At 32.4% G+C, this 24,606-nt stretch carries 20 protein-coding genes; 17 read left to right on the top strand and 3 right to left on the bottom strand.

Annotation, left to right across the window (positions count from 1 at the left end):
* Positions 1-169 precede the first annotated feature (169 nt).
* Positions 170-1,672, bottom strand: coding sequence for a 4-alpha-glucanotransferase (malQ, locus tag FYJ71_RS04020; protein ID WP_154537492.1), 1,503 nt, complete (start codon positions 1,670-1,672; stop codon positions 170-172).
* A 204-nt stretch (positions 1,673-1,876) separates the two neighbouring features.
* Positions 1,877-3,730 (bottom strand): glycoside hydrolase family 13 protein, encoded by a 1,854-nt coding sequence (locus FYJ71_RS04015; RefSeq protein WP_154537491.1) that lies wholly within the window; start codon positions 3,728-3,730, stop codon positions 1,877-1,879.
* Between the two features lie 238 nt (positions 3,731-3,968).
* On the opposite strand from FYJ71_RS04015, the gene glgB reads away from it, so the two are divergent.
* The 10 genes from glgB to FYJ71_RS03965 all read left to right on the top strand — a co-directional run bounded on the left by glgB (position 3,969) and on the right by FYJ71_RS03965 (position 18,590).
* The gene (gene glgB, locus FYJ71_RS04010) at positions 3,969-5,900 is read left to right on the top strand and encodes a 1,4-alpha-glucan branching protein GlgB (RefSeq protein WP_154537490.1); all 1,932 of its coding nucleotides are present in this window, start codon (positions 3,969-3,971) and stop codon (positions 5,898-5,900) included.
* Positions 5,901-5,940: 40 nt separating this feature from the next.
* Positions 5,941-7,116 carry a glucose-1-phosphate adenylyltransferase gene (locus FYJ71_RS04005; RefSeq protein WP_154537489.1) on the top strand — a complete coding sequence of 392 codons (1,176 nt, stop codon included), beginning with the start codon at positions 5,941-5,943 and terminating at the stop codon, positions 7,114-7,116.
* A 12-nt stretch (positions 7,117-7,128) separates the two neighbouring features.
* Positions 7,129-8,235: a glucose-1-phosphate adenylyltransferase subunit GlgD gene (gene glgD / locus FYJ71_RS04000; RefSeq protein ID WP_154537488.1), complete on the top strand. Its 1,107-nt coding sequence runs from the start codon at positions 7,129-7,131 to the stop codon at positions 8,233-8,235.
* Positions 8,236-8,265: 30 nt separating this feature from the next.
* The gene (glgA, locus tag FYJ71_RS03995) at positions 8,266-9,690 is read left to right on the top strand and encodes a glycogen synthase GlgA (protein ID WP_154537487.1); all 1,425 of its coding nucleotides are present in this window, start codon (positions 8,266-8,268) and stop codon (positions 9,688-9,690) included.
* A 144-nt stretch (positions 9,691-9,834) separates the two neighbouring features.
* Positions 9,835-12,222, top strand: a complete 2,388-nt coding sequence (locus FYJ71_RS03990) for a glycogen/starch/alpha-glucan phosphorylase (RefSeq protein WP_154537486.1) — start codon at positions 9,835-9,837, stop codon at positions 12,220-12,222.
* Between the two features lie 204 nt (positions 12,223-12,426).
* Complete coding sequence (locus FYJ71_RS03985; protein WP_154537485.1) at positions 12,427-13,788, top strand: GTP pyrophosphokinase; 1,362 nt, start codon at positions 12,427-12,429, stop codon at positions 13,786-13,788.
* Between the two features lie 14 nt (positions 13,789-13,802).
* On the top strand, positions 13,803-14,690 hold the full coding sequence (locus FYJ71_RS03980; protein ID WP_154537484.1) for a radical SAM protein: 888 nt from the start codon (positions 13,803-13,805) through the stop codon (positions 14,688-14,690).
* Positions 14,691-14,846: 156 nt separating this feature from the next.
* On the top strand, positions 14,847-16,475 hold the full coding sequence (locus FYJ71_RS03975) for a Na/Pi cotransporter family protein (protein WP_154537483.1): 1,629 nt from the start codon (positions 14,847-14,849) through the stop codon (positions 16,473-16,475).
* Positions 16,476-16,653: 178 nt separating this feature from the next.
* Positions 16,654-17,721: an adenosine deaminase gene (gene add, locus FYJ71_RS03970; RefSeq protein ID WP_235899055.1), complete on the top strand. Its 1,068-nt coding sequence runs from the start codon at positions 16,654-16,656 to the stop codon at positions 17,719-17,721.
* A gap of 35 nt (positions 17,722-17,756) precedes the next feature.
* Positions 17,757-18,590, top strand: coding sequence for an Mrp/NBP35 family ATP-binding protein (locus tag FYJ71_RS03965; protein ID WP_154537482.1), 834 nt, complete (start codon positions 17,757-17,759; stop codon positions 18,588-18,590).
* A gap of 74 nt (positions 18,591-18,664) precedes the next feature.
* Here the strand turns inward: FYJ71_RS03965 and FYJ71_RS03960 are convergent, their stop codons facing one another.
* Positions 18,665-18,940 carry a hypothetical protein gene (locus FYJ71_RS03960; protein WP_154537481.1) on the bottom strand — a complete coding sequence of 92 codons (276 nt, stop codon included), beginning with the start codon at positions 18,938-18,940 and terminating at the stop codon, positions 18,665-18,667.
* Positions 18,941-19,052: 112 nt separating this feature from the next.
* Here FYJ71_RS03960 and FYJ71_RS03955 point away from each other — a divergent pair, with 112 nt between their 5' ends.
* The 7 genes from FYJ71_RS03955 to FYJ71_RS03925 all read left to right on the top strand — a co-directional run bounded on the left by FYJ71_RS03955 (position 19,053) and on the right by FYJ71_RS03925 (position 24,483).
* Positions 19,053-19,664, top strand: coding sequence for an NUDIX hydrolase (locus FYJ71_RS03955; RefSeq protein WP_154537480.1), 612 nt, complete (start codon positions 19,053-19,055; stop codon positions 19,662-19,664).
* Between the two features lie 26 nt (positions 19,665-19,690).
* Entirely contained in the window at positions 19,691-19,981 is a 291-nt protein-coding gene (locus tag FYJ71_RS03950; RefSeq protein ID WP_154537479.1) for a GIY-YIG nuclease family protein, read from the top strand.
* A gap of 181 nt (positions 19,982-20,162) precedes the next feature.
* A complete protein-coding gene (locus tag FYJ71_RS03945) occupies positions 20,163-20,594 on the top strand; it encodes a GntR family transcriptional regulator (RefSeq protein WP_235899053.1) in 432 nt (143 codons plus the stop codon).
* Complete coding sequence (locus tag FYJ71_RS03940; protein ID WP_154537478.1) at positions 20,560-21,279, top strand: ABC transporter ATP-binding protein; 720 nt, start codon at positions 20,560-20,562, stop codon at positions 21,277-21,279. Before FYJ71_RS03945 ends, FYJ71_RS03940 begins: the two co-directional genes overlap by 35 nt.
* On the top strand, positions 21,272-22,111 hold the full coding sequence (locus FYJ71_RS03935; RefSeq protein ID WP_154537477.1) for a hypothetical protein: 840 nt from the start codon (positions 21,272-21,274) through the stop codon (positions 22,109-22,111). Before FYJ71_RS03940 ends, FYJ71_RS03935 begins: the two co-directional genes overlap by 8 nt.
* A 14-nt stretch (positions 22,112-22,125) precedes the next feature.
* On the top strand, positions 22,126-23,001 hold the full coding sequence (locus tag FYJ71_RS03930) for a hypothetical protein (protein WP_154537476.1): 876 nt from the start codon (positions 22,126-22,128) through the stop codon (positions 22,999-23,001).
* A complete protein-coding gene (locus tag FYJ71_RS03925) occupies positions 23,002-24,483 on the top strand; it encodes a hypothetical protein (protein ID WP_154537475.1) in 1,482 nt (493 codons plus the stop codon).
* The last annotated feature ends 123 nt before the right edge of the window (positions 24,484-24,606 follow it).

The raw sequence follows: 24,606 nt of genomic DNA, 5'->3' as shown, positions 1-24,606 counted from the left end.
GAGGAGAACATTATTTATCAATGATAGATGTTCAACCTCCATTTTTACTTTTATTAATTATTATATTATTATTTTCTGTTTTGTTTTATCTTACCATATCTTAATCTGTGCATATTTAATCTATTCGTATATCTTATTATATTATCCTATCAAATCAAATCAAATTATCTTATCTATTTTTATATCTACCGTACAAGCCTGTAATGTAGCTGATATAATTTTCTAATTCATTTGTAAAATCACTATGCACAAGTCTGATTCTCCAGTTGTTTTCGTCTGTCGATGGAGTATTGATTCTAGCCCAACCATCAAAATCCAACCAATCCTGCATTGGTACTATTGCCATGTTTGATGCAGAGCCAACAACTGCTCTAATCAAGCCTTCAGTGTATCTTTCATAGGTATTTAGTCTTAGATATTGTTTTGCATATTCAAGAGTTTCATGTGGTGCAGTTTTTAACCATTGAGCCAAAGGCATATTATCATGAGTTCCAGTATATGACACAGTGTTTTCGACAAAGTTGTGCGGAAGATTCATATTGTCTGCATCTGTACTAAATCCAAATTGAACTATTTTCATGCCAGGGAAGCCAGTATATTCTAAAAGTTCAATAACTTCCTTTGTAATCAATCCAAGATCCTCTGCGACAATTTTGGCATCGGGAACTTCTTTTTTTATTTTATCAAAAAATTCCTTTCCAGGCGCCTTTTCCCAGTACCCGTTCATTGCGTCTTTTGTAGCTTTGTCGATACAATAATAGCTTTCAAGTCCTCTAAAATGGTCAATACGCAAAATATCATATAGCTCGAATGATTTTTTTACTCTATTTATCCACCAATCGAAGCCATTCTTTTCCAAGTATTTCCAATTGTATAATGGATTTCCCCAATATTGTCCAGTTGCTGAAAATTCATCAGGCGGAACTCCAGAAACAAGCTTTGGTTCACCATCTTGATCTGTCAAGAAAATCTCTTTGTTAAAATAGAAGTCAGAGCTATCTTGAGATATATAAATCGGTATGTCACCAAATATTTCTATTCCTCTGTCATTCGCATATGATTTCAATCTAAACCACTGGTCATAGAATAGATACTGCAAGAATTTATTGTATTCAAGTGACCATCTATACCAATTTATAATATTGCTATCCTTAGATTTTTTTACTTCCTTCTCAGTTTTGATTTTCCAGTCCCAATATGGATTATCTCCGTTGATTTCTCTCAATGCCATATAACTAGAGTAGTCATCTAACCAGTACTTGTTTTCTTTCAAGAACTCTTTATATGATTCACTTGAATTTATGTCAAATCTATTGAAAACCTCAGTGAAAATAATCCTTTTAAATCTTCTCACCTTGCCATAGTCAACATATCTAGGATCTGCATCAAATTCGGAATAGTTGATGGAATTGATGAAATTGTAATCAATATAGCCATCTGAAACTAGTAGATCTATATCTATCAAGTCATAATTACCAGAAAATGCACCATTCGATTTGTATGGTGAATATCCGTCTATTGAGCTAGTAGACGTTATAGGTAGAATCTGCCAGACGCTCTGACCAGTTCTTACTAGGAAGTCTACAAAATTGTATGCCTCGTTTCCCAAGCTTCCGATTCCATATTTTGATGGAAGTGAAAATATAGGCATTAATATACCAGATTTTCTCATAAAATACCTCTTTTCAAATTTATTTTAAATATCAACTTGCAAATTTTATATCAAGTTATATTTTAATACTAATGAATGTCTGACATATCAATTATGTCTTATTATCATTATAATATTATTTTTTGTGTTGAAATGTTATGACATAACGCCATTTGTTTATTTTGAAATATTATTTCTCAAAGCTATTCGTATGCTATTCATAAACTATTCGTTTATATTGATAGCTGTGTATGATTGTGGTCCGATGACTATTCCATAATCGGTAAAAAATGGCTTTTTATTTCCAAAAACCCACTCGCCATATGTTTTATCCTCGAATATTATCGGATCGTTACACATATTCACTATACATAATATATTGTTTCTGTAGTATGAAATAACATTTCCTTCGTGAAATGCCATGGCGAATCCAGATTTAAAGTCATGCCTGTATCTTCTTCTGAAATCGCAAAGTTTTCTGTAGTGATCCAATAGCTCAATATCTCCATTGTCCTTATCAAAACAAGCTCTGTTAAATGGATCAGAGAAGCCCTGCATTCCTATTTCGTCGCCATAGTAGATTGATGGTATGCCAGGGAGTGTAAACTGCAAAAATGATGCGAATTTTTCAAGGATTTTTGCTTTTTCATAGTCACTTTCCTCAAGCCTAAAATCCTTTTTTAAATGGTTGTCAACTAGACCGATGTCTTTTCCAAGAACTGTGATTATTCTCTCTGTGTCATGAGTGGAAAGTATATTCATTAGACAGTCGAGTGCAGGCTTTGGATAGTTATTTATCAGTGTCATCACCCTTGAAGCGAATAGGTCTGCATTCTTATTTTTCATAAAGTCTATAATCGCAAATTTCCATGGATAGTTCATAACAGAATCCAATTGATCTCCAAGTAAATATTTCCTTCTGTATCCATAAGAGAATTTGTTTGATGCATCCTCCCAAACCTCTCCAATCAAAAAAGAATCAGGATCTTTTTCCTTCATGGAGGCTCTAATTTCGTCGACAAAAATATCTGGAAGCTCGTCCACGACATCCAATCTCCATCCCTTTATTCCTTTATTTTGCCAATAATTGAGTACACCATCTTCAGGTTTACAGATGAAATCTCTAAAATCCTTATTTTCCTTGTTGACCGTTGGAAGATTATCAAATCCCCACCACGAATCGTATTTATCTGGATATTCTATAAACTTAAACCATGGATAATACTTTGATTCCAATGAATTGTATGCACCTATATCTGAGTAATGACTTTTTTTATTGAAGTATTTGCTATCAGATCCAGTGTGGCTAAACACACCATCAAGTATAATATTAATATTGCTTTTTTTAAACTCTGAACATAGATGCTCAAAAATGTCATTAGTACCCAAATATGGATCGATATTATAGTAATCTGCTGTGGAGTACCTGTGGTTCTCTGAGCTTTCAAATACGGGATTTAAATAAATCATGTCGATATTCAAAGACTCAAAATATTCCTTTTCAGAAAGAATACCATCAAGATTACCTTTGTAAAAATCTCTTGCTGCATAATTTTCTGTGTCAAATGAAGAGTTTGGAATGTCGTTCCAATTGGAATGAATAATTCTTTCATCCTCGTTGATAGTTTTCGAAGGAATATAGCTATCATCTTTTTTAAATCTATCTGGAAAAATCTGGTACATTATGCCACCTTTTACCCAGTCTGGAGTTTTGTAGCCTTTATCAAAAACTGTCAGCTGCCATGGAATTATTCTATCGCTAATCTCTGCATTGTAATCGAAGTTTGAAATATATGATACATTGTTTTCTCCAAACTTGACTTCAAAATAGTAATAGTAAATTCCAACTTCAAATTTGTCCAAATAAACTGTATATTTAATGTATGAACCGATTTCACCAACCTTTTTCATATGCGTTTTCATAATAAATGTTTCATTCTGATCACTGTATATACAAAAATTGATACCGGTTTCGTAAAGTCCTTTTCTCACTAAAACGTCTAAGACAGATGACTCACAATTGTTTATTGAGCCACTCGGAGTCTTGAACGTCAATGGATTGTATATTATATCTTTCATTTTTTACCTCTGCTTTATCAATGTTATTCAAAGTAATTATTTATATTATATAATAAAAACCAATATAATGGTAGTGATACCGCATTATTATTAAAAAAGAATTTTCTTTAAATTCAAATAAAGTTTTTATTTTATGATGGAAAATGTAGGTAAATGTGATAATATAAATATAAGATAATCATTACTTAGTTTAATGTTACTTCTTAATGAGTATTTTAATATGTAAGTGAGGTGAATTATGGTTATGGTAGACAAGAAAAATGAATTGGCAGAATATTTGTTTCATGAGGGAACAAATTTTAAGTCCTACGATTTTCTGGGTTCATTTTTGAAGGAGGGTAAGTGTACCTTTAGAGTATGGGCTCCAAATGCTCATCGAGTATATGTGACAGGAGATTTTTGTGAGTGGAATCCGACCTCTCATGAAATGAAAAAGATCACTGATGGTGGAGTTTATGAGGTTGAAATTGAGGGTGTAAAGAAATATGATTGTTACAAGTTCGTATTTGAAACCGAAAATTCGAAATTTTTATACAAATCAGACCCTTATGCCAAACATTTTGAAACTAGACCGAGTACTTCATCAAAAGTATATCCAATAGGAGAGTACGAATGGTCGGATAAAAATTGGATGAAAAAGAGGGAAATCCCTTATGAAAAACCTATGAACATATATGAGGTTCATCTTGGTTCATGGCGAAAAAAATATGATGGAAATTTTTATTCTTACAGAGAATTAGCTCAGGAGCTTGTAAAATATGTGAAGTCAATGAATTATACACATATTGAAATATTACCAATACTTGAGCACCCTTTTGATAAATCTTGGGGGTATCAGGTTACTGGATATTTTGCTCCAACGTCAAGATATGGACTTCCAGAAGATTTCATGAATTTTGTTGATGAATGCCATAAAAATGGAATAGGAGTAATATTAGACTGGGTTCCTGGACACTTTCCAAAGGATGAATCAGGGTTGTGTGAATTTGATGGTGGCTATGTGTATGAGTATTCTGATCCAAACAAAATGGAGCATAAGGAGTGGGGCACAAGAGTGTTCGACTATGGTAGAAAGGAAGTAATATCTTTTCTTGTCTCAAACGCATCGTACTGGCTTGACAAATATCATATCGATGGTCTGAGAGTAGATGCTGTTTCATCGATGCTTTATCTCGATTATGGAAGAAATGACGGACAATGGACTCCGAATAAATATGGTAAAAATGAGAATCTTGAGGTAATAGATTTCTTTAGAATACTAAATGGACATATCAAATCTAAATTCAAAGGTGCTTTTATGGTTGCCGAAGAATCAACAGCTTGGCCAAAAGTTACCCATTCCATAGAAGACGGTGGGTTGGGATTCGATTTTAAGTGGAATATGGGTTGGATGAACGATTCATTAAAATATTTAGAGTCAGATCCATTTTTTAGAAAAGATATGCATAATAACCTAACTTTTTCACTTACCTATGCATTTTCAGAAAACTACATATTGCCACTTTCACATGACGAGGTGGTACATGGAAAAAAATCTATTCTCGATAGGGCAATGGTAGAATTTGATGACAAGTTTTCAAGCTTAAAGGCGTATCTGGGATATATGTATGCTCATCCTGGAAAAAAATTGACTTTTATGGGTACTGATTTGGCTCAGGTGATTGAGTGGGATGAGTCAAAGGAGTTAGATTGGATGTTGCTTCAATATGAAAATCATTCAAACAATCAAAGATTCATTAAGGAGTTGAATAAGGTTTACAAAGATAATCCAAGTCTATGGGAAAGCGACAATGATTGGCAAGGATTCACTTGGAATACTGTCGACGATATGAGAAACAATGTGTTTGCATTTACAAGAAAATCGAAAAATGATGATAGAGTAATGGCAATATGCAATTTTTCATCTCAATTGTTGAAAGAGTATAAAATCGGTGTTGACACTGATAAACCTTTTAAAGTACTGATTAATTCAGATGCAAAGAAATACGGCGGAAGTGGTCTAATCAATAGAAATATTTTACCTGTGGATGAAGGATTCAATGGATTCAGATACCATATTTCTATTTCAATTCCACCATTTTCAGCTATTTACTTGATAAACAAAGAGAAAAAAGCCACTCTGAGCAAAGTGAAGAATAAGGTTAAAAGTAAAACGACAAATAAACGCTAGCAAAAAATATTTATAAGGTCTAAATTTTGAGAGGTGTATTATGAGATTAAAGAAAGAAATTGTAGCCATGTTATTGGCTGGTGGACAAGGAACTAGACTTCATGCTTTAACAAAGAATATGGCAAAGCCGGCAGTTCCTTTTGGTGGTAAATATAGAATTATCGATTTTCCTCTTTCAAATTGTGTGAATTCAGGTATATCGACAGTGGGTGTACTGACTCAATTTATGCCTCTGGAGTTAAATTCGTATATCGGAAATGGATCTCCTTGGGATTTGGATAGAATGGATGGCGGGCTATCAATACTTCCTCCATATACAGGTGGTGAAACAGGTGATTGGTACAAGGGCACTTCAAATGCAATATATCAGAACTTGAAATACATTGAACAATATGATCCAGAGTATGTATTAATTTTGTCTGGAGACCATATATATAAAATGAACTATAATGATATGCTTGAATTTCATAAAAAAAGAGGTGCAGATTTAACAATTGCTCACATCAATGTGACATTGGAAGAGGCGAGTAGATTTGGAATACTAAACACGCTCAATGATCTTTCTGTATCTGAATTTGTTGAAAAGCCAGCAAAACCAATTTCTACAAAGGCTTCCATGGGAATATATATTTTTAAATGGTCTGAGCTAAAAAAATATTTGTCTTTAGTTGAAGATCTTGAAAATACAAGCTATGACTTTGGTAAGGATATGATACCAATGATGCTAAATGATGGGAAGAAAATATTTGCTTATCCTTTTGAAGGATATTGGAAAGATGTCGGAACTATTGAGAGTTTATGGCAGGCAAATATGGATCTTCTTCATAATGTTGATGAGTTCAATATTTTCGATCCGCTTTGGAGAATATATTGTAGACATTATGAATCAATGCCTCAATACATTGGTGCCGATGCCAAATTATCAAATTCTATGATATCAGAGGGATCAATAGTGAATGGAAAAGTTGTAGAATCTGTAATTTCTTCTGGAGTAATTATTGAAGAAGGAGCTGAGATTTACAATAGCGTTATCATGAAAAATGCATTTGTCGGAAAAGGCGCAAAAATATACAACTCCATTGTGGCTGAAGAAGCGAAAATTGAGTCTGGTGCAAAGGTCGGTCACGAAAAAATTGTTTCTGGTAAGGATATGATTACAGTAGTTGGAAACAGCGATATTATTAATAGCAATTCTGAAGTTAAAAAACAGTTGTAGGAGGTAACCAGTATGAATGCGTTTAGTATATTATTTTCAGATATTTTTCAAAATTATGATATAGGAGGGTTTGTAAAAAACAGAACACTGGCATCGCTTCCAATAGGTTGTAGATACAGAATGGTGGATTTTATGCTTTCTTCATTGGTCAAGGCTAATATTCCAAATATAGGTATATTGGCGACAAATAATTACAATTCACTGATGGATCATGTTGGATGGGGTAAGGATTGGGATTTGAATAGAAAAAATAGTGGACTTAAAATAATTCCACCTCTTGCTATAACAGATTCAGGTGTTGCCAGAAGTAAGTTTGAAGCATTAAATCATGCACTGCCGTATATAAACTCTATGTTGCAAAAGTATTGTATCGTTGCTGATTCAAATATTATCGCAAACATCGACTTCAAAGAGATGCTTAAATTCCATGAGGCAAATAATGCAGACTTTACGGTTGTTTGTGTGAGAAGAAAGCCAAGAAATGGTGAGATTGAAATGCTTGTCGACTCGAAAAATAGAGCATATGACCTATTGTATCATCAGACAGGTGCAGACTATGAATGCGACACCTTGATAAAGGTAACGTTGATGAGCAAGGAAATGCTGATCGACATAATAAAAAAGGGAAATTCAAAAGGTTGGCAAGATATTGTAAGGGATTATATATCTAAGAATTTTAACAGACTAAATGTTTATGTTTACAAATTTGATGGGTATTGCAAAGTGATAGATAGCTTGGACAGTTATTATAATATGAATATGGATCTGCTAAATGAAGATGTGAGCAAGGAATTATTCCTATCTGATACAGAAATACTTACGAGAGTTAAGGACAGTGTGCCAACTCTTTATGGTGAAAAGGCAAAAGTCAAAAATTCGATGCTGGCTGATGGGTGCAAGATAAATGGAGAAGTTAAAAATAGTATCATATTTAGAGATGTGATTATCGAAGAAGGTGCAGAGGTCAAAAATAGTATTTTGATGTCTGGAACTGTAGTGAGAAAGGATGCAAAACTTGATTATGTGATTACAGATAAGTGTGTGTCTATAGGCGAAAAAAAGGATCTAAGAGGAGATAAAAATCGTCAGTTTACGGTGCCAAAATACATGGATATATAATGCTAAGTAAAAATATGAGGAGGTGAAAATATGAAGGTCTTATTTATTGCAGCAGAAGGTGCTCCTTTTGTTAAAACCGGTGGACTGGGAGATGTTATCGGCTCTCTTCCAAAAGAACTAAATGACGATAATGTTGATGCCAGAGTAGTATTGCCACTATACAGTAGTATAGACAGAGAAAAATACAACATCAAATTTATAAAATACATTTACATTACTTTGGGATGGAGAAACCTTTATTGTGGTATTTTTGAAACAGAATTAAAAGGTGTCAAGTACTATTTTATTGATAACGAACAATATTTTAAGAGAGGAAATGTATATGGAGAGATGGATGATGGTGAGAGATTTGCATTTTTCTCAAAGGCGGCTCTTGAAATACTTCCACATATCGATTTTAAGCCGGATATCATCAACTCCAATGATTGGCATACATCAATGTCAATAGTTTATGTGGATTTATTCAAGAAATTGGGATTCGAATTTTTTAAGGATATAAAAACTGTGTTGTCAATTCATAATATAGAATTCCAGGGAAAATTCAATCCATATATTTTAGGAAATCTATTTGGTTTGGATAATGATTATCTTCCAATCATGACCTTTGATGGGGATATCAATCTACTAAAGGCAGGAATTCAGTTGGCTGATAAGGTTAATACAGTTAGTAAAACCTATGCTGAAGAAATTCTTCAACCATATTTTTCGTTTGGACTTGATCCAGTACTCAACAATGAAAAATGGAAATTGAGGGGAATTGTAAATGGTATCGACTATGAAAAGTTTAATCCTCAAAAAGACGATGTGATATATAAAAACTATACTTATGAGACAATCGACAAAAAAGTGAAAAATAAGCTGGCTCTGCAAAAAGAATTGGCGCTTGAGGTAAATGAGGAGATTCCCCTTGTTGGAATGGTAACTAGACTAACTGATCAGAAAGGAATAGATTTAATCATAGATGTTGCAGAGGAAATTGTCAATATGGGAACTCAACTGGTAATCTTAGGAACTGGCGATCCAAGATTGGAGTCGAGTCTAAGGTGTTTGGAAAATACAAGACATGATAGAATTAGGTCCTTGATAATGTTCTCCAATGAACTATCGTCAAAAATATATTCATCATCAGATCTATATTTGATGCCTTCAAAATCAGAGCCATGTGGTCTGTCACAACTGATAGCAATGAGATACGGAACAATTCCAGTTGTCAATAGAGTTGGTGGATTAAGAGACACTGTAGTTCCATATAATCCTTTATCTGGTGAAGGAACAGGCTTTACGTTCGAGTCGTATAATGCATATGATATGCTGAATGCTGTAAGACGTGCATTGGAGGTATTTAATACAGACCAAGAAGCTTGGAAGAAAATAATGCACAATGCAATGAATTATGATTCAAGTTGGGTGAAATCATCAAAAGAATATATTGAAATGTACAAAGAAATACTGTAAAATATAACGAAAAAACACTATTGCGATAAAGCTTATCTTAGTATTAATTTTATTATTAACCATATTATTAATTTAAGTTTTATCGTTTATAGTGTTAATAGCAATAAAAAAGTGATTTGGTAGAAGTGAAGTAAGGAGAAGATAATGGTAGGATTTACTGATGAGATAGGAAGATATCTCGAAACAAAATTTGGAAACTCGATTGATGAAGCGAGTGAAAGACAAGTTTATCAGGCTTTGATGGTAAAGACAAGAGATAAACTATCTGAAAAAAGGTTTGATTACAACAAAAAATTAAAGGATTCAAAACAGAAACAGGCATTTTATATGTCTATGGAGTTTTTGGTAGGTAGAACTTTGAGAAATAATCTTTTTAATCTTGGATTGGAAAAAGAAGTAAAGGATTATTTGGAAAAAAATGGATTTACTCTTGATAAAATATATGATATAGAACCAGATCCTGGTCTTGGAAATGGTGGTTTGGGGAGATTGGCATCATGCTATATGGATGCTCTTACAAGCCAGGATTATCCAATGACTGGATTTTCAATTCTATATGAGTTTGGAATTTTTAAACAAGTTATACATGATGGATGGCAGCAAGAATATCCTGACAATTGGCTAGATTTGGGTTCATATGGGTTGGCATATAGAAGTGATGAGGAAGTTGAGATAAAGTTTTACGGTAGCACAAGAGAAGAGTGGACTGATAAAGGTTTAAAAATCACTCATAACGATTATACTTCTGTAATAGCAGAACCATATGATTTGTTGATATCTGGTTATCATAGTGAAGCTGTCAACACCTTAAGACTTTGGAGAGCAAAAGCTAACAAGGGATTCAATATGAAGCTTTTTGAAAAGGGAGAATATGCGAGATCTGTTGAATCTGATGTTATTGCGGAGTCAATTTCAAAGCTTCTGTATCCGGCAGATGACAACGATACTGGTAAAGCACTTCGAATAAAGCAACAGTACTTCTTTACAAGTGCCTCTCTACAGCAGATAGTGAGAAATCACTACGCAACTTATTCAACATTGGATAATTTGGCTGAAAAGGTGGTAATTCATATAAATGATACTCATCCAGCAATGTGTATTCCAGAGCTTATGAGAATACTATTGGATGAGTACGAATACTCATGGGAAGATGCTTGGAACATTGTTACAAAGACTTTTGCATATACAAACCATACTATAATGGCAGAAGCACTTGAAAAGTGGTCGGTAGACCTATTCAAGCCTATATTACCGAGAATATATTCTATTATCGCAGAAATAAACAACAGATTTTGTGAATGGTGTAAGAGAATTGGCGCATTGTCTGAGCTTGAAACTATGTCGATAATACATAACAACATGATAAAAATGGCAAATTTATGTATTGTAAGTAGCTACAACGTAAATGGTGTTTCAAAGCTACATTCAGATATACTTGTTGAAGATACATTCAAGTCATTTAACAGAATTTATCCGGGCAAGTTTAACAATGTAACTAATGGAATCGCTCACAGAAGATGGATAGCACAATCTAATCCTGAATTGACATCATATTTGAATGATCTATTGAAGGTGGATTTTGTAAAAGATTTATCTAAAATTGAAAAACTATATGATTATAAGGATGATAGATCTGTAATTGAAGATCTGGAAAAAATAAAATTGCTAAAGAAGGCTCAGCTTTCAAAATACATAAAGGAATCTACTGGAATAAATGTCGACAATGAATCTATTTTCGATGTACAGGTTAAGAGACTACATGAATACAAAAGACAGCTATTAAACGCACTTCATATTGTATATCTGTACAGAAAGATTAAGTTTGATGGATTAAGACCTGTACCTAGAACATTTATTTTCGGTGCAAAGGCATCATCAGGATATGCAATGGCAAAAAATATTATCAAATTTATTTGTACGTTGTCTGAGATGATTGAGGCAGATCCTGTTGTTAGAAACTATGTGAAGGTTGTATTTTTAGAAGACTACAGAGTGACCTTGGCTGAAAAGATCATTCCAGCTGCAAATGTCAGTGAACAGATTTCACAAGCCGGAAAAGAGGCTTCTGGAACTGGAAATATGAAGCTGATGTTAAACGGTGCTTTGACTTTGGGGACAATGGATGGAGCAAATGTTGAAATTCACGAGGCAGTTGGAGATAAAAATATTTTTATTTTTGGTCTATCAACGCCAGAAGTCAATGAATTAATCAAAAACGGTTACAGACCGATTGATTATTATAGAAGCTCAAGTGAAATCAGAGATACCTTGGAGTTTATAAGAACAATCAATTTGAATGGATCTAACTTCAATAATATTGTCGATTACTTGATAAATAGTGATCCATATATGTGTTTGGCTGATTTCCATAGTTATGTTGAAAAGCAAAAAGAAGTTGAAAATACATACTTGGATAAGAACAAGTGGGGATCTATGAGTCTTGTGAATATAGCGAAAGCTGGTATATTCTCAGCAGATAGATCGACAGAGGAATATGCGAAAAATATTTGGAATATTGATATTGTCAAATAAAAAATTCGTTACAAAAGGGTGTATTAAAAGATATGCAAAGAACATATAAAAGAATACACACAATAAGTTATATAAATACATGATAAAATTATTTAGAGCTGTTTCTTTTGAAATGGCTCTTTTTGCATATTCTTGTTTTTTTATTTTACAATTATATGTATTTTTTGTTATAATTAAGAGTAAACTAAATTACTGGAGGAAGCTATGAGGTTAAAAGAATTTGAGTTTATCGAAGAAGCGACATCGATACTGGCTGAACAAAGACCAGCTTTGGAAGTAATTGAAGATGAACTTGTTAAATTTTTTGCATCCATTCCACTAAATGATACTGAATTAATCGCTGTTACTTCGAGAATAAAATCTGAAAACAGCTTGAAGGAAAAGATAATACGAAATAGATACCTTAGCACATATTCTGAGCCAAAGGAATTGATATCGGATATACCAGACTTGATTGGTATTAGGATGGAATGTAAATTCACAAAGGAAGAAAAAGATATATTCTTAATTTTAAAGAAATACTTTAAATGTACTGATGACAGAAAATATTTCTATTCCAAATCTAATAAAAATATAAGGTTATATCTATATGATAAACAGCCTCTTCGACAAAAAAACGGTTTTGAAATATATAAAATTGACGGAGAATATACTTTTTTGAATAGAAGAATTAAGTTCGAACTTCAGATCAAATCACTGGTAAACGTGTTCTGGAGCGAAATCGAACACAAAATCATCTATAAAAATACGACTTATCTGTTGGAGGATGCATTCCTAAAAGACATGATGGTGTCAATAAAAAATAGTCTAACTATGATTGACGATCAGCTATTGAATATTTATACCAACTTTAAGTCTAAGGATAAAATAGATGGAAATACGGGTAGAGTTGAAATGGAAAAGATTTTTGCGAAAATACTTTATGATACGATAATGTATAAAATGAAAAAGCAATTGTATTTTTCTATTGATTTCAAAAAGCCTTGTGAAACCATCATTAGTTATTCGATGAACAAGTACAGCGACTCGCTGGAAGGATTAAGCAATTTTCTTACAGATGAATATAGCAAAATAAATGACTTTATCAACAAGGATATCGATTTTGATAATGAGATACATATGGAGAATGAGGTTGTGTTTGAGGATGAGTTTTCTCAGAATGTGGCAAACTTTTTTCTGAAAAAGATGAATTCTGAAGTTCCTTGGAATTTGTTTTTCAAGATAATTTTTGAATTAGAGCCAGAAAATAACGTGGACGATTTTATGAATTTCATTAAATTTTTCAAATCATCACTAGTTTCTGAAGAAAGTATTTATAACACTATAGAAAAATATGGAGAATATAGTAATAAGATAATTTCGGATTTATACGAATGTATATACAAAATGATCGAAAAAGTAGGAAGAATAGACATATTCTACGACAATAATATTGAAAAAATAAACAAACTGGCGTCTGAGGGATTGGATTATGTATCTTATGAATTTGATACATATTTCGATTATATGGAGATGAAAAGGGTTATTTCAAAAACCATAACTGATAGCTTGATAAAAATTTTTTAAGGAGTGGTGAATAAATGGATGACAAATTATCCTATTTAAGAGTAATATTAACCGAAGAAAGCAATTTTTCTTTGCTATATTTAAAGTCTAATGTTGGTTCAGTTGTTATTGAACAGGATAGGCAAGCGATGAAAATTGACGATTTCAAAAAAGTAATCGAGTATTTCGTTAAGCGTGGTTTGAAAAAGATAAAATTTGTTGGTGGAGAACCACTACTTTATAGGGGATTATCGGAATTAGTCGAATACTCAAGGGAGCTTGGGATTGAGGAAATTGGCATTACGACGAATGGAATTGGATTGGCTACAAGGATAATCGAGTTAAAAGCAAAAGGGCTTACAAATGTTAATATTTCATTGGACTCATTAAAAGAATACAGATATCAAGCATTGACAGATGGTGGCAATTTGAAGGAAGTGTTTTTGTCGATTGATGCTTGCATTGCTGCAGGTATCAATTTAAAAATAAACTGTGTTGCCATAAAAGGGTTCAATGATGATGAGCTACTTGATTTTATGAAAATGACAATAAACAACGATATTGATATAAGGCTAATTGAGCTTTTGCCATACGGGCTTGACAAGGGAGTTTTTGAAAGAGGATATTTGGATATTAGACAATTTCTTGAATACAACGTTGAATCAGTCTTAAAAGACAAAAAAGATGATCTTAGCATTTCTGAATATTTTAGAATTGAAGGGGCAAAGGGAAGAGTTGGAATAATCACAAAAGATTCAAGAGAACATAAGGACGATTTACGAAGAATTAATGTCAGCAATAGAGGGTACATGAATATCGGACCGGTTCAGAGGAATGAGTATTTTATAAAGAATATACTTGAAGACAAAGAGCTGCTTGATGATTTGATTTATAAAGCGGCTTCAGAAATTACTATAAAGTGACTTTAGAAATAGAATATCACAAATACTGTGAAAATAAAAACGAAAAATATTTTTTGTTTTTATTTTTATGTTTTCATGTTATTATAATATTAAGGCTTTATTTATTGATAAGAAAATATAAAAAATGTAAAAAATAATTTAAGTTGAGGTGTAAATATGGATGTAGCTGTTTACCTAGTCGGAGGGTTAGGTATGTTCCTTTATGGGATGAATGTGATGGGCGACGGTCTGCAAAAAGTTGCAGGTGAGAAACTTAAGCGTATTATAGAGATGTTGACTACCAACAGGTTGATGGGTGTTTTGGTTGGGACAATCGTAACTGCTATTATACAAAGCTCTAGTGCAACTACTGTAATGACGGTTGGTTTTGTTAATGCTGGAATAATGACATTAAAGCAAGCAGTCGGTATAATTATGGGTGCAAATATTGGTACGACGGTAACTGCACAATTGGTATCATTTAGTATTGAAAAATATGCACCGATTGCAATTGGATTGGGTATGATTATGTGGTTCTTTACAAAAAAGAAGCATGTAAAGGACTTGGCAGAAATACTTATAGGATTTGGTATCCTATTCGTCGGTATGTCGTTTATGAAGGATGCGGCTGCTCCAGTATCAGAAATGCAAAAAGTACATGATGCAATTTTGATGTTGAGTAGAAATCCGATTTTGGGAATCGTTGCTGGATTTTTGATCACAGGTACAATCCAGAGCTCAAGTGCATCAATTGGTATTTTGATAGTTTTGGCATCTCAGGGATTATTGCCAATAACTGCAGCATTGCCAATTTTATACGGTGACAATATAGGTACTTGTGTGACATCTCTATTGTCAACAATTGGTGCGAGCAGAAATGCGAGAAGAGTTGCTATTGTCCATCTTATTTTTAACGTTATGGGTACGTTGTTATTTATTGTTGTGTTGAGTAAACCAATTATCTCTCTTGTTACAACGATGGATCCTACAAATGTTCCTAGACAGATAGCAAATGCACATACTTTGTTTAACTTGGTAAATGTTTGTATTTTGTTTCCGTTTTCCAATTATCTGCTAAAGCTTGCATATAAATTGGTTCCTGTTTCAGTTGATGAGGAAGAAGAACGAATAAATACAACAAAATTCCTTGATGAAAGAATATTGGAAACACCATCAATTGCACTTTCAAATACTGTTGATGAAGTTATAAGAATGGCAAGCAGATCTACAAGATCATTAAATGCTTCTTATGAGTCAATTAAAAATAAAGATATGGATTTGGTGGCGAAATCATTTGAATATGAGAAAATTATCAATAAGCTACAAATTGATATTACGAATTTCTTGTTCAAATTGACTACAAGAAATCTTAGCGATATAGAAAGAATAAAGACTGATGTATTGTTCCATATTGTCAATGATATTGAGAGAGTTGGGGATCATGCTGAAAACCTGGCTGAAATTTCAGGATTCCTAAATGAAAAGAAGCTAAGCTTTTCTGAAGAGGCTAGCAGGGAGCTGGATATACTATTTGATATAGCTTCTAGAAACTTCTACGATAGTATTACAGCAATCAAAACATATGATGAAGAGCTAGCAAAGGAAATCATTGAAAGAGAACGTGAGTTTGGAAGACTTGAAAAAGAATATAGAAAAACTCATATGGATAGACTTCGCAGTGGAGATTGTACTGTAGAGGCAGGAATATATTTCTTGGATATTATTACGAATTTAGAAAGAATTTCCGACCATTCAATCAACATTATTGATGAAATGAATAGGATGAGGGGAAATATAACTATATAATCAATCATAAGAAAGAGGTTTGGAGCATTCAAGTCATATGAATAGGAGTGTTCCGAGCCTTTTTTGATTTAAGGAAAGTTCTGATTTAAGATTTTAAAGAGAAGCTCTGATTAAAAAGAGGAGCATTGATTTGAGAGGGGGTTTATTTTGAATAGACTGTCAAATTTTGGAGGTAATTATGAGTAAGAGAACAACCGATAAAAAAGATATGATAACAAACAAGACTGATTACAAAAAAGCTCCAAAGATAGAGCTACATTGTCATTTAGATGGCTCGTTAAGACCAGAAAGTGTGTTAGATGAATTAAAAGTAATTGAATCTGAAAATGCTGATTTGAATGTGGATAAGATAACAGAATTACTTACCGTTCCAGAAAATTGTAGTTCATTGGTTGAATACCTAAGCTGCTTTGAGCTTCCACTCATGGTAATGCAGACAAGAAGATCAATTGAGAGATTCACGTATGAGGTATTTCAAGATGCCAGCGAGGAAAATGTCAAGTATCTCGAGTTGAGGTTTGCTCCAATTCTCCACACAAAATTGGGGCTATCCTTGCACGAGGTTATAGAATCATCAATAAATGGTATGAATAGGGCAAAAGCTGATTTTGGCATCGAGGGTGGTATTATTTTATGTTGTATGAAGAATTATTCGGAAAAAGCTGCCATCGATACGATAAAAGCTGGAGAAAAATTCATAGGCAAGGGAATAGTCGGTATAGATTTGGCAGGTCCAGAGGACGAGGGCTTTGCAAAAAAATTTATTGAGGCAATGAAGCTTGCACGCACGCTCGGCTACAACATTACTGTTCACGCAGGTGAAGCAGCATCAGGAAAGAATGTATATGATGCCATTACATTGCTGGGTGCTCAGAGAATAGGTCATGGAATAAGGATAAACGATAGTCAAAATGCATATGATATCGTAAAGAAAAATAATATTTTGCTAGAAGTTTGCCCGACTAGCAATGTAGATACAAATACTATAGTAAATATTAATTTACACCCTGTAATTGACTATTTGAAGGATGGAATAGGTATTTCAATAAACACTGACAATAGAACGGTGTCAAATACGACCATGACGAAAGAATTGAATTTGATAGACTCTGTATTTGGACTTGATATGGACTCATATAAAAAAATATACTATAATACAGTGGAGAGTTCATTTGCTTCAGATGAAGTTAAGTGTCGATTAAAACGGAATTTTGAAGAATATTACCATGAGTTTTTGGGTATCTAAGTAATAAAAATCATATTAAAATTGGAGGTAGTTTTATGAGTGAAGTAAACGAAAATGCAGCTATAGGTAACAGCAGTTCACCTAATAACGGCAATTCTAATAAAATAAAAAATATCATCGGTGTAATGAGTGGTAAAGGTGGAGTGGGAAAATCGACTGTAACAACTCTAATTGCAAGAGAATTAAACAATAAGGGCTATAAAGTTGGAATACTAGATGCAGATATAACTGGACCAAGTATTCCAAGATTGATGAACATGGAGGATATTAGAGCATTCTCTTCAAACAATTCAATAATACCTGTCGTTTCAGATGAGGGAATAAAGATGATTTCTCTAAATTTTTTGATTGAAGATGAAAATTCACCAGTAATTTGGAGAGGTCCAATGATCGGCAATATAGTTCAGCAGTTTTATAACGACGTATTATGGGAGGAGCTAGACTATTTGTTGATCGATATGCCTCCTGGCACTGGAGATGTCGCATTGACAGTTATGCAATCAATACCATTGACTGGGATAGTGATGGTATCAATACCTCAGAATTTGGTTTCTATGATTGTTGCAAAGGCTGTTAATATGGCAAATCAATTAAAGGTTCCAGTAATTGGACTGGTACAAAATATGAGCTATGTTAAATGTCCTGGATGTTCAGAAAAAATTGAAATATTTGAAGCACCCGAAATGGAAGCATTCCTTAGTGAAATGAATTTGGAATTACTTGGTGAGCTTCCTATGACAAAAGAAATAATTAATTACAGCAGAACTAATGATAGTCTAAGTGAAGACGTAAGAGGTACAGTTGAAGCTATGACTGAGAAGATTGAGGTATTTTGCAAGAAAAATAAACTCAGAATGTTTTTGAGATAGAATAATTTTCTGCAGAAAATAAAAGCTATAATGGATGGTATTGACCATCCATTATAGCTAAATAGTTAACAGTACTATAGTTTTTTGATCGATTTTATCGAGCTAACAGGAATATAAAGCATTTCCTTTCTAGTATCATTTTTACCGCCGATAGCATCTTTCTTTTCCTTGTCCAAGCGTGTCACAGAAAGCGTTAGAGAGATATTATCATAATCAGCAATTACACCATAAAGCTTTGATTTTGTTAGATATGTATTCACTTCTACAAAATCATCTAAATGATCCTTGATAAATTCGTGAAATGTTACATTTGCGACTGTTTTTCTTAATTTTTGTGTTTGATTACGCATTAACGATCTCTCCCTTCAAAAACAAATAATTTCAAATAAAATATAAAACTATATATTCCTATTTCAATTATATACCCACTGGAAGAATATGTAAATAATTTAAGGAGAAAAAATGAAATCAGAAAATAAAAAAAATGAAATAATAAATGTCGAGGTCATCTTTGAATCAAAATTTCTTAATTTATTTAAGGTGATATACAAAACATACTTAGGAAATGAAAAATACTGGATAGTTGCATCAAGAAAGACTATCGATTCATATAAAAAACTTATTTTCGAGAAAGATAATTATGCATCTGATGCAGTCGTAATTGTAGGGTATGATGATGCAGAGGATAGGCTATTGCTTATTAAAGAATTTAGAATACCGATAAACGACTATATTATATCACTTCCAGCAGGCTTGGTGGATGCAGGTGAAGATATTGAAAAAGCTGCAAGAAGAGAGCTTTTTGAAGAAACGGGTCTTGAGCTTTATGATATTGATAGGGAAAGGTCATCAAAGCGAACGTATCCATCAGTGGGAATGTCTGACGAATCTATCTCGATGCTGTTTGGTAGAGTAAGAGGTGTGATAACTGAGAAAAACCAAGAAGAAAGTGAAAATATCAAACCTTTTTTTGTAACGAAAGATGAAGCAAAAAAATTGCTCTTGGAAAATCATAATTTTGATACAAAAGCATGGCTGGTACTGAGAAGCTTTGTTGATGGAAATAAGCTTTAAACAATGTTAAGGCATGGAATGTACCTATGTTTACGTATATAATAAGATGTATGGACGATTCTTTGTACTGTGGATATACAACGGATATTGATAGGAGAATAGATGAACATAAATGCTCAATCGGATCAAAGTATGTCAGAGCAAGGAAGTATAAAAAAACAGAAATTGTTTTTCAGCTCAAGTCGAAAAGTGATGCTATGAAATTGGAAAAGAGAATAAAAAAGCTAAAAAAACAGGAAAAGGAAAAGCTAATAACAGGAGATTTGTCATTGATTTCTAGCTTTGAAATTGATTTTTCTGTATACTTTTTAGGGTAGTGACAATGAGAAGTATATAACAAGTTTAGAACAAGTTTATATCGAGCTTGTCACTGATTTATAAAAAAATTTCTATAAAAAATAAAAAAACAATATTGACATTTTGAATGTACTATAGGTATAATACACTTAAAGGTGTACTACATCTATAGTACATTTTTGTTTGAGAGGAGGGAAGGTTTTGTATAAATCAATCATATTTAATAATAATTCACCTATATATTTACAAATAACTAAAAACTTTGAAGCGATGGTTTTTGTAGGCAAGCTTGTATGTGGTGACGTAATTCCTTCGAGAAGAGAGTTGGCAGCTGAGCTTAAGGTAAATCTAAATACAGTTCAAAAGGCATATTCATATATGGAGGATATTGGATTAATATGTACGGAAAAGAATAGACTCAGTAAAATTACTAGTGATCTTTCTGTAATTTCGGAATTGAAGAAACAGTATATTAAAGAACCAGTAATCGATTTTATTAGAACAATGAAATCAATAAATACAGAAAAGAAAGAAGTGATTCAATTAATAGATTATTATTATGACAATTTTGATGAAATATATGAAGGGGGAGAGATAGATGATACAAGTAAAAAACTTGACGAAAAAATATAAAAAGCCATTGATAAATAAAAGAAAATACGTCGATTATGCGCTGGATAACGTTAGCTTAAATATAGCTGAGGGCAAGATTACTGCTATTTTAGGTATTAATGGTGCTGGTAAATCGACTTTGTTAAAATGCTTGGCAGGTATAATAAAACCAAATTCTGGCTCAATAATCATTGATGACAAGCCAATCAACAGATTTGTAAATAGTCATTTAATCTTTGTTCCTGATACGGAGACACATTTTCCAGGATTTACAGTAGGACAAATGATATCGTTTTACAAGGATTTCTATCCGAGCTGGAATGATGAAAAGGCAGAGGATATGATGGAGTTTTTCAATATAAAAAGAGAGGATATTATTGACAATCTTTCAAGGGGAAATATCGCTAAAGTCAAATTAATGCTCGCTTTTTCACTTGATTTGAAGTATATACTTCTCGACGAGCCTTTTAGTGGGATAGATATATTCAAAAGGGAAGAGTTTGTAAGCTTAATAGCAAAATATATGAACGAAAACCAATCAGTTGTATTCACTACTCATGAAATAAGTGAAATAGAATCAATTGTTGACCATGTATTCATTTTAAGTGATGGAAGGATTGTCAGCAGCTTTGACGCAGAAGAAATGAGATATTTAGAGGGCAAATCGATACTTCAAAAATTGAGAGAGGTGACTTTAAATGAGTAACTTCTATAAGCTTATTGCAATTAACCTTAAAAGAGATAAAGCTTTGCTGGCATTTGCATCTATGCTGGGGTTTTTAATTTCAGGGATGTCAACCCTTATTATATGTCTTATTTCAAATCACAATATGCAAAATTTTTTGGCAAAGAGTGAGTCGCTTGCAAATGAGAAGAATGTCGGTCAACTTATTATGCCAAGTTTTTTAATTGGTTTGGTACCATTCATACTTGTATTTCTTTGTATTTTGTTTATTATTATAGCAAGCTATAATAGATTGTACAACGATGACGGATCGACATATATAATGATTCAGCTTCCTGTCAGAAGGGAATACCATTGTATTATATTCTTTTTGGAAGTTACTGCCTTTATGATAATACAATATATCGTTGCATACTTATGCTTGTTTATTTACTTTAAATATTTGATGCATCTTTTGGCACAATATGGGGCATTTTATCAATTTACATTATTTGATGATGTTTCAAACTTTGGCGATTTTGTTATGCGAATAAAAAATTACAATACAATTTTTTTCGTGCTTGAAGATTTTGCATACAGAATATTGGTAACAATACCAGCCTTGGTTGCATTTTTAATGTTTATGATGATAAATGTTTATAGATTTGGAAAAAAGTTCCTAATAGTATTGTTTATAATAATATTATTTGCCATCGTCTTTTCTCCAGTGTTAGATTTGACGAAAATAATATATTATGGCTTGGTAGTATTGGTTGAGCCTTTCAGTAGGTTGAGCCTAATAAACTCGATAGCTTTATTGATTGGATATTCGTTTTATTCAATGTATTTCTACAATAATAAACTGGATTTTTAGTAGGGGGTAATAATATGAATGAGATAATGAAGCTTTATTATTACGAATTAATGAAAAATAAAAATAAGATATTTGCTGTACTAGTAGCCGTTTTGATGTTCAACATTTTTATGGTATCGAGTGTATATTTACCGATATTTTATGAATTACCTATTGGTGAATTTAGGAATATTGTAAATATTTTTGTTAATAATACTTCAACTCCAGAGTCTTTGAAAATATTATTGGAGCAATATGCGGTCAACACTATTGATTATCAAAAGATTGGATCTATTTCATTTGTTTTGATATATTATTACGGTGGTAGCCTATTTTGCGTGTTGATGTCGATAGATATAGTAGCAAGAAGCTACAAAAAGAAAAACAAAAGCTTCTATATTGAGTATTTAATGCCAGTTAAAATAGCAAAGCTTAAAATTTCAAAAATACTGTGTGGCTTTAGCTTGTACCTATTGTTTCAAGTTCTGATGAATATTTCGGCTATTGCTATAAACTTTGTATTGGGTCAAGTGTATAAAAACACATATAACTCTAGTCTGGCGTTGTTATCAAAGGTCAACTACAATACTTTTTTCCCGACAGACTTTTCTAGGGTTATGATCGTTACATTTGTGATTATGTTTGCGAGCGTAGTCTACACGCAGACAATCACAAGCATTGTTTACATAAATGAAAACAAGAGTGCATTTAAAAACAAGATTTTATTTTGCTTGCTGTTATTGTTCTTCTGTGCAATAATGGGTGGTTTAATAGTTTTGACTGAAGACATTGGGTTTAGATTCTTTTATAATAATGAAGCTCTGATAAATTCTTTAGTTTTAGCAATTGCTGCTGTATTATTTTTCGTAGACTGTATTATGACGAAAAATAGAGTGAGGGGAGGAATTTAGATGAAAAATAAAGCATATTTAGGCTATGCGATAATCATTTCACTTATAGCAACCTTTATATTTGTGTCAGCAAAAATTTCATCGGCTTCCAACGAGATAGTAGTCGATACAATAAAGGGTGACGAAAGGATATTAGATGAGGTGAAACTAATTCATGTAAATGTTGATGATGCTCTTGAACTTTCAAAGGATAGAAATATAAAATACAACCCAACTATCTATGAAATGAGAGGAAAAAAAACATACTCAATAAATTCGCTTCAGCTTTGCTCATCTAAGCCCAAGGATTTTAAATTGGAGTATGGAAAAGATTTTATAAAGCTAAATGATAAGGAAAAATACGAGATAAAGCTTGATGATTCGTTAGAGAAGCTTTCAGATGGAAGTACGAATGCGGATAAAATAATTACATCAAATAGCAAATTCCTTATAGAAAAAAATACCGAAGAAAAAAAGGTGACAATTTCTTTATTTAGTAATGGTTATTATGATGGAATAGATCTAAAAAAAATAGATTTGGATAGTAACTCAAAGCTTTATAAGTCAATCAATCCCAAGAGGTATACATCAGAGGTTCTTGACTACAGTGTCGATGGAAATAAATTGAGTCTTGTTGTAAGCGTAAATGATTTTGAGTATAGTAATGAATACGATAAAGAAGCTTTGGAGAAAAAGGAGTATAGTAGAAATATATTCTTTATTGAGTATGATCTTGAAAAAAAATCATATTCTGAAAAAGAATTATTGAATTACAGAAGGAAATATAATGAGAAAGACGATATCTTTGCTGTCACAACATCTGAAAAGACTTTTATCTTTTCAAAGTCGAATAGTATAAAGCAAGTATTTACAGTAGATAATAAAACTACCAAAATCACTACTGAAGAAATTGGAAAAATTGACAAGAAAAAAGAAGAAAACTACCTGAAGTTTTTTGATACTATTCAGATTCGTAATGGATTTCTTGAAAAAAAATATGATGATAAAGAGAAAAAACTTACTTTGGCTGTTATCAATAACGACAACTTTCTCAATTTGCTAGAAGTTTCCTTAAAGGACGGAGAGTTTATAGTTTTGTCGAACAAAAATACTGAAATAGTATTCAATGATTTCTCGTATAAAATATCAGATAGCAATTTGAAGGTCAAGGAGATGAACAAAAAATACTATAACAGTAACGAGTATATGATTGATGACTACGGTTTTAAATACAGTATTCAAAATTATATGGATAAGAAGATGGTGATGACAATTGACGACTATCTAGTTTGTATATCAAATAATAGAATGCACGCAATAAAAGACGAAAGTTTAGGGCAAAATCCTCAAAACTTGCATAATAGCTATGTTTATTTCGATATAATAACCATATTTGATAAAAAGAAAGGAAAGATCGTCTATCAGGGGAGAATTCTCGACGGAGCAAATGAAGACCTTGGCATTTTCAGGAAATATTATTTGCTAAAAAATAAGGACAGTTAGTTTATGTTATTATAGTAAATTCGAATACTTTATTATAAATTAGTATAGTTTATTATTAATTCGTATAGTTTATTATAAATAACAAAATTATCCTTCTTCTTTAATAATCATAATATTTATGGT

Origin of the sequence: Peptostreptococcus porci, from assembly GCF_009695815.1 — a bacterium.
Classification (GTDB): Bacteria; Bacillota; Clostridia; order Peptostreptococcales; family Peptostreptococcaceae; genus Peptostreptococcus; species Peptostreptococcus porci.
The sequence above is the reverse complement of the archived record's forward strand: the minus strand, read 5'-3'. Positions and strand labels throughout refer to the sequence as shown.

Bases quoted from the DNA above. Each gene is read 5' to 3' on its own strand.
- glgB (WP_154537490.1), top strand. From the start codon at position 3,969: ATGGTTATGGTAGACAAGAAAAATGAATTGGCAGAATATTTGTTTCAT.
- FYJ71_RS03985 (WP_154537485.1), top strand. From the start codon at position 12,427: ATGAGGTTAAAAGAATTTGAGTTTATCGAAGAAGCGACATCGATACTG.
- FYJ71_RS03965 (WP_154537482.1), top strand. From the start codon at position 17,757: ATGAGTGAAGTAAACGAAAATGCAGCTATAGGTAACAGCAGTTCACCT.
- malQ (WP_154537492.1), bottom strand. From the start codon at position 1,672: ATGAGAAAATCTGGTATATTAATGCCTATATTTTCACTTCCATCAAAA.
- FYJ71_RS03930 (WP_154537476.1), top strand. From the start codon at position 22,126: ATGAATGAGATAATGAAGCTTTATTATTACGAATTAATGAAAAATAAA.
- FYJ71_RS03935 (WP_154537477.1), top strand. From the start codon at position 21,272: ATGAGTAACTTCTATAAGCTTATTGCAATTAACCTTAAAAGAGATAAA.
- glgD (WP_154537488.1), top strand. From the start codon at position 7,129: ATGAATGCGTTTAGTATATTATTTTCAGATATTTTTCAAAATTATGAT.
- FYJ71_RS03955 (WP_154537480.1), top strand. From the start codon at position 19,053: ATGAAATCAGAAAATAAAAAAAATGAAATAATAAATGTCGAGGTCATC.
- FYJ71_RS03960 (WP_154537481.1), bottom strand. From the start codon at position 18,940: ATGCGTAATCAAACACAAAAATTAAGAAAAACAGTCGCAAATGTAACA.
- FYJ71_RS03980 (WP_154537484.1), top strand. From the start codon at position 13,803: ATGGATGACAAATTATCCTATTTAAGAGTAATATTAACCGAAGAAAGC.
- FYJ71_RS03950 (WP_154537479.1), top strand. From the start codon at position 19,691: ATGTTTACGTATATAATAAGATGTATGGACGATTCTTTGTACTGTGGA.
- FYJ71_RS03925 (WP_154537475.1), top strand. From the start codon at position 23,002: ATGAAAAATAAAGCATATTTAGGCTATGCGATAATCATTTCACTTATA.
- FYJ71_RS03990 (WP_154537486.1), top strand. From the start codon at position 9,835: ATGGTAGGATTTACTGATGAGATAGGAAGATATCTCGAAACAAAATTT.
- FYJ71_RS04005 (WP_154537489.1), top strand. From the start codon at position 5,941: ATGAGATTAAAGAAAGAAATTGTAGCCATGTTATTGGCTGGTGGACAA.
- add (WP_235899055.1), top strand. From the start codon at position 16,654: ATGAGTAAGAGAACAACCGATAAAAAAGATATGATAACAAACAAGACT.
- glgA (WP_154537487.1), top strand. From the start codon at position 8,266: ATGAAGGTCTTATTTATTGCAGCAGAAGGTGCTCCTTTTGTTAAAACC.
- FYJ71_RS03940 (WP_154537478.1), top strand. From the start codon at position 20,560: ATGATACAAGTAAAAAACTTGACGAAAAAATATAAAAAGCCATTGATA.
- FYJ71_RS04015 (WP_154537491.1), bottom strand. From the start codon at position 3,730: ATGAAAGATATAATATACAATCCATTGACGTTCAAGACTCCGAGTGGC.
- FYJ71_RS03975 (WP_154537483.1), top strand. From the start codon at position 14,847: ATGGATGTAGCTGTTTACCTAGTCGGAGGGTTAGGTATGTTCCTTTAT.